The sequence below is a fragment of the Polaromonas sp. P1_G4 genome, assembly GCF_056405475.1.
This window is the reverse complement of the sequence record NZ_JBFUCA010000272.1, coordinates 1-5,653: the sequence shown is the minus strand read 5'-3', so window position 1 is coordinate 5,653 and position 5,653 is coordinate 1. Positions and strand designations below refer to the sequence as shown.

The 5,653-nt window shown below is 64.0% G+C and carries 5 protein-coding genes; all 5 read left to right on the top strand.

All coding sequences use genetic code 11. The features are described from left to right. Positions 1-336: 336 nt before the first annotated feature. A complete protein-coding gene (locus AC1D1X_RS14095; protein WP_477698491.1) occupies positions 337-1,296 on the top strand; it encodes a glycosyltransferase family protein in 960 nt (319 codons plus the stop codon). 2 nt (positions 1,297-1,298) lie between these two features. After that, positions 1,299-2,423, top strand: a complete 1,125-nt coding sequence (locus AC1D1X_RS14090; RefSeq protein WP_477669279.1) for a winged helix DNA-binding domain-containing protein — start codon at positions 1,299-1,301, stop codon at positions 2,421-2,423. A gap of 166 nt (positions 2,424-2,589) precedes the next feature. Beyond that, positions 2,590-3,093: a (2Fe-2S)-binding protein gene (locus AC1D1X_RS14085; protein WP_477669278.1), complete on the top strand. Its 504-nt coding sequence runs from the start codon at positions 2,590-2,592 to the stop codon at positions 3,091-3,093. Next, positions 3,090-5,297, top strand: coding sequence for a xanthine dehydrogenase family protein molybdopterin-binding subunit (locus AC1D1X_RS14080; RefSeq protein WP_477669277.1), 2,208 nt, complete (start codon positions 3,090-3,092; stop codon positions 5,295-5,297). The genes AC1D1X_RS14085 and AC1D1X_RS14080 overlap by 4 nt, the downstream gene beginning before the upstream one ends. Continuing rightward, positions 5,294-5,653: cytochrome c family protein (locus tag AC1D1X_RS14075; RefSeq protein ID WP_477698490.1), on the top strand; the 360-nt coding region annotated here is incomplete at its 3' end. The genes AC1D1X_RS14080 and AC1D1X_RS14075, both read left to right, overlap by 4 nt.

Below are 5,653 nucleotides of genomic sequence, written 5' to 3'. Positions count from 1 at the left end.
GTCTTATGTAATGATTTCGCCCCAGTTTTTGCCAAAAGGGCTTTTCTGCCCACATTACGCGGCCCTATTAGTTACATTTAGAGCCACAAATACATACATTCAGTTACCTTTGACTTACTGAAAATCTTTCTTGCCGGTGAAGAATTCCCCAGGAAATCCAGGTGCGTTGTGTAAAGTTTTGCCGCAGGTCCCCGATACCGCGCACGGATGGCATTGCCGGAACGACAAGCGCCGCCATTCGGACCGTCGAACGGCGATGACAAGATCACAGCGGCAATGACTCCCGGTCTATTTGCGGATCGCCAACGCCTGCTTGGCCCTGGCCACCTTGGCGCCTTGCGCTATAAGCTGAAGAGCAACACAAAGAAGCCGCAGGAAGACGCGTTGAAAATCCACATCTACACCGACATCGACACCTTGTTTGGCAACGCTTCGCGCTTGTGGATGGATGTTTTGGTGGAGGCAGGCCATGACGTGGAGTTCATTGACTTGGGCACCAGCACCGACGCGCCGTTGCCCGATGTCGGCCACTGCGACGTCAACCTGCTGATTGCCGGAATTTATGCACTGCCCCGTTTTGCCGTGCAGGGCCTCCCGCGCAACGGCAAGCACGTGCTGTGGATGTTTGATCCATTGACAAAGAATGCACGGGCTACCGTGCATCGGTACAAGACCGATCTTTTCGACGTCATCGCACCCGGTTTGCACGCTGTGCTGGCGATGGATTCCTCCATAGCGCGCTACCTCGCACAGCATTTCCCGGCACTTGCCACTTGCCAGCTGCCCTATATGGTGGCCGGTAAACATATGCGAACGCCCCTTCCCGAAGCACAGAGAAACCGCGACATCATCATGCTGGGCGGTGACACGCCCCGGCGGCGGGACGCCGAGCAGTACTTCGTCAACACGGCTCCTGCCCTGAAGGCCGAGTTCGTCTGGAGCGGCCTGTGGGGCGCCGCGCGCGACGCCTGCCGCGCCGGTGCGCGCATCAACCTGAACATCCATGCCGACCCGGAACACACTTACTTCGACCAGTTCCGGACATTCGAAAGCTGGGCGGCCGGCACGGCCGTCGTTTCCGACATCTTTGAGGGTGGCGAAGATTTCGGCATCGAGCCGGGCGTTCACCTGGTCATGGCAGACCTCAAGGACATGCCCCTGGCATGCGCCGACCTGCTGGCAGACGTACCCCGTCGCCAGGCCATGGTGCAGGCGTCGCAGCAACTGCTGCGCGAACGGTTCTCTCCCGCAGCCTGGCAAAGCCGCATGCTCGCCATGCTTGAAAACGTTGCCTGAGCATGGCGGAGATCTCGCGGCAGGAACTGCTCGCGCTGCGGCAGGCCAGCCAGCGCCTTGTGCCAACCGCCCCGCCTGGGGCCTCAAATTTCAAACGCGTCGATCAGGCCGTGCAGTGGTTTGGCGCCGTGCAGGCACAGGAATATGCCCACGCCCGCTGGGCAGTTGGCTCGCGCCTCGCAACCGCTGCGGCCATCACTGACGCGTCGATTGAACAGGCACTGTCCCAACGCAAGGTGGTCCGCAGCTGGGTCCTGCGCGGCACACTGCACCTGGTAGCGGCCGCCGACCTGCGCTGGCTGCTGGCCCTGGCCGCGCCGGCTTTGCTGACCCGCACCGCGGCAGCCTACCGTGAGGTTCAGCTGGATGAGGCGGCCTTCCGCAAAATCCTTCCGGCCCTCCGGCAGTGCCTGGAAGGCGGCCGGCAGCTCACACGCCTGGAACTTTTTGCTGCGCTCGCGCAGCATCGCGTCAACACTGAAGGCCATCGCGGGGGGCGCATCCTGTACCGCGCGGCCCAAGTTGGGCTGATCTGTCTGGGCGATCCGCGCGGCAAGCAGGCCACCTACACACTGCTTGATGAATGGCTGCCTCCCGGACTCGAAGCAGGCAAGGAGCTGCCTCGCGAGGACGCACTCAAACAACTGGCGCAGCGCTACTTTGCCAGCCATGGCCCCGCCACTCTGGCCGATTTTTCCTGGTGGTCAGGGCTGGCCGCCGGCGAAGCCAGGGCGGCGCTGGAGATGGCCGAAGCCGGCCTGGCACAGGCACTGTTTGACGGGAACACCGTGTGGTGGTTCAAACGCACGCCTTTACCGCCGGCTGGCAAGCCCGCGCTTCAATTACTCGCCGGCTTCGACGAATACGTGCTGGGCTACACGGACCGCAAAGCCATCATCGACAGCGAACACGCCGGCAAGCTCATGACGCCCAATGGCCTGTTCCGCCCGGCGCTGCTGGTCGGTGGGCGCGTGGCCGGCACCTGGCAGGCGGAGGTAAAAAAAGGCGCGCTCAGTATCAGCACAGCGCCCTTCGCGCCGCTGCCGCGCGGCAGCGCCGGCGCACTGCGGCTTGCCGCTCAACGCTACGCGGCTTTCACTGGCCTGCCGCTGGCAGAAGTTCACTGACGAAAAGCGCCGGTCTCACAAGGGTTTACCCGGCCGAACTTTATTGCCAAGCGCAAGTCAGCACATTACTCAGGTATAGCATTGCCGGGYGCATTTGACATGCCCCAGCGCTACTATCTCCCAGTCATCCGGCCCATCCTTCCTTCAAATATTGAGGAGCGCATCCATGGCAAAACTGAACGTCAACGGTACCGTGCGTGAGTTTGAAGTGGAGGACGACACACCGCTGCTGTGGGTCATCCGAGAACAGCTCGGGCTCACCGGCACCAAATACGGCTGCGGCATCGCGGCCTGCGGCGCCTGCACCGTGCACATTGACGGCGTGCCTACACGCAGTTGCGTGCGCCCCGTCTCGACGGTGAGTGCGAACGAAAAAATCGTGACTATTGAAGGTTTGTCGCCGGACGGCTCGCACCCCATACAAAAGGCCTGGGTTGCGCTGGACGTTCCGCAGTGCGGCTATTGCCAGTGCGGCATGGTGATGACGGCGGCGGCGCTGCTCAAGGCCAAACCGAACCCGACCGATGCCGACATCAATGAGGCGATGACCAACATCTGCCGCTGCGGCACCTACAACCGCATCCGCGCCGCCATCAAGGTTGTTGCCGCAGGTGGCAACACCAAAAGCGCGGCGCTCGCCATTCAGCACACCGACGGGAGCACGACATGAGCGCCATCCCCCTGCCCTCCGCAAACCCTCTGCGTCTCTCGCGCCGCCGCTTCCTGGCCTCGGGCGCCTCGGCCGGCCTCATCGTCGGTTTTCACATTCCGTTCGCCGGCACGGCGGCGGCCCAGGGCGCAGCCTCGCCGGAGATCAATGCCTGGGTCGTTGTGCGCCCCGACGACACAGTGGTCATCCGCATCGCCCGCTCTGAAATGGGCCAGGGCAGCCTGACCGGGCTCGCGCAACTCGTGGCAGAAGAACTGGAATGCAACTGGGCCAAAGTCACCACCGAATACCCGACACCCGGTCAGAACCTGGCGCGCAACCGGGCCTGGGGCAACTTCTCCACCGGCGGCAGCCGCGGGATCCGTGAATCGCACGACTATGTGCGCAAGGGCGGCGCCACCGCCCGAATGATGCTGGTGCAAGCCGCAGCCGATGAATGGAAGGTGCCGGCGGCCGAATGCACAGCCGCCAGCAGCGTGATTACTCACACGCCATCGGGCCGCAAAACCACCTACGGCAAAGTGACGATTGCGGCAGCCAAGGTGGCGCCCCCCACCGAGGTCAAGCTCAAAGACCCGAAAGACTGGAAGCTCGTGGGCAAGCGCCTGGCAAGGCTGGACACGCTGGACAAGGTCACCGGCAAGCAGGTGTACGGCGCGGACCTGAAACTGCCCGGCATGCTCAATGCGGCCATCAAGGACTGTCCGGTGTTCGGCGGCAAGGTCAAGAGCTTCAATGCCGCCGCGATTGAAAAGCGCCCCGGCGTGAAGAAGGTGCTGGCGGTCGGAGACAGCGCGGTGGCCGTCGTGGCCGACACCTGGTGGCGCGCCAAGACCGCACTCGACGCGCTGCCCATTGAATGGGACAACGGCCCCAACGCTTCAAATTCCAGTGCCGGCGTGGCCCAGATGCTCAAGGCCGGGCTGGACGCGCCCGACGCAGCTGTCGGCAATCAGAACGGCGACGCCAAAGCAGCGCTGGCCTCAGCAGCCAGACGCATCGAAGCGGTGTATTCCTACCCGCACCAGAACCACGCGACCATGGAGCCCATGAATGCGACGGCACGCTGGACGCCCGAGCACTGCGAAGTCTGGACGCCCACGCAAAACGGTGAAGCGGCTCTGGCGGCCACCTCGGAAGCGGCAGGGCTTCCGGCCGGCAAATGTGAGGTCTACAAAATCCACCTGGGCGGCGGCTTCGGGCGGCGCGGCGCGGTGCACGACTGGGTGCGCCAGGCCGTGGACATTGCCAAACAAATGCCGGGTGTGCCGGTCAAGCTGTTGTGGTCGCGCGAAGAAGACATGCTGCACGGCCGCTATCACCCGGTCACGCAGTGCAAGCTGCAGGCCGGACTGGACGCGCAGGGTAACGTCACCGCGCTGCACATGCGCATTTCGGGCCAGTCCATCCTGGCCGGCGTGGCGCCGCAGAACGTGCGCAACGGGCTGGACCCGGTGCAGTTCCAGGGCCTCAACGCACCAGGACCTGAAGCCTCCATTGGTTACAGCTTCCCCAACCTGCTGATCGACCATGCGATGCGAAACCCCAGCGTGCCGCCTGGCTTCTGGCGCGGCGTAAACCTGAACCAGAACACGATTTACCTCGAGTCCTTCATCGACGAAATCGCAGTTGCCACCAGGCAGGACCCGCTGGCCTTGCGGCGCAAGCTGATGACGAATCACCCCAAGCACCTGGCCGTGCTGAATGCCGTTGCCGATCGCGTCAAGTGGAACGTGCCGCCGCCCGACGTCGGCGGCCAGAAGGTCTACCGGGGCCTGGCCCAGACCATGGGCTTTGGCAGTTACGTGGCGGCCTGTGCCGAGGTGTCGGTGAGCAGCGATGGCGTGCTCAAGGTCCACCGCATCGTAGCCGCCACCGACCCGGGCTATGCGGTCAACCCGCAGCAGATCGAGGCGCAGGTCGAGGGCTCCTTTGCTTACGGCCTGTCGGCGGCGCTGTTCGGCGAATGCACACAAAAAGACGGACGTATGGAGCAGGACAACTTCAGCACCTACCCCGTCGTGCAGATGCAGCACATGCCGGCGGTGGAAACCATCATCGTCGCCTCGGGCGGGTTCTGGGGCGGCGTCGGCGAACCGACGATCGCGGTCGCCGCGCCCGCCGTTCTCAATGCCGTGTACGCGGCGACGGGCAAACGTATACGTGACCTGCCGCTGAAGAATCACGACCTCAAGAAAGCATGAACCGGCATGGTGCCATCGCCGGCGGGTTGATGATGCTGGCGCCCTGGACCGGCTTCGCGCAGCAACCCGTCCCGCCGCTGCAGGTTGTTGGCGACGCAATACCCCAGGCGTTGACGACAACGCCCGGAGACGCAGCGCGCGGCCGTGCCATCGTCGCGAGCCGCCAACACGGCCTGTGTCTGCTCTGCCATACCGGCCCCATTCCCGAAGAGCGCTTCCAGGGAAACCTGGCGCCCGACCTGGTGGGCGCGGGCACGCGCTGGAGCGAAGGCCAGCTGCGCCTGCGCATTGCCGACGCGCAGCGCCTGAATCCGGCCAGCATCATGCCCGCCTACTACCGCAACGACGGCCTGGTG

Excerpts from the sequence above, each read along its gene's own strand:
- AC1D1X_RS14090 (WP_477669279.1), top strand. The coding sequence starts at position 1,299 with ATGGCGGAGATCTCGCGGCAGGAACTGCTCGCGCTGCGGCAGGCCAGC.
- AC1D1X_RS14085 (WP_477669278.1), top strand. The coding sequence starts at position 2,590 with ATGGCAAAACTGAACGTCAACGGTACCGTGCGTGAGTTTGAAGTGGAG.
- AC1D1X_RS14080 (WP_477669277.1), top strand. The coding sequence starts at position 3,090 with ATGAGCGCCATCCCCCTGCCCTCCGCAAACCCTCTGCGTCTCTCGCGC.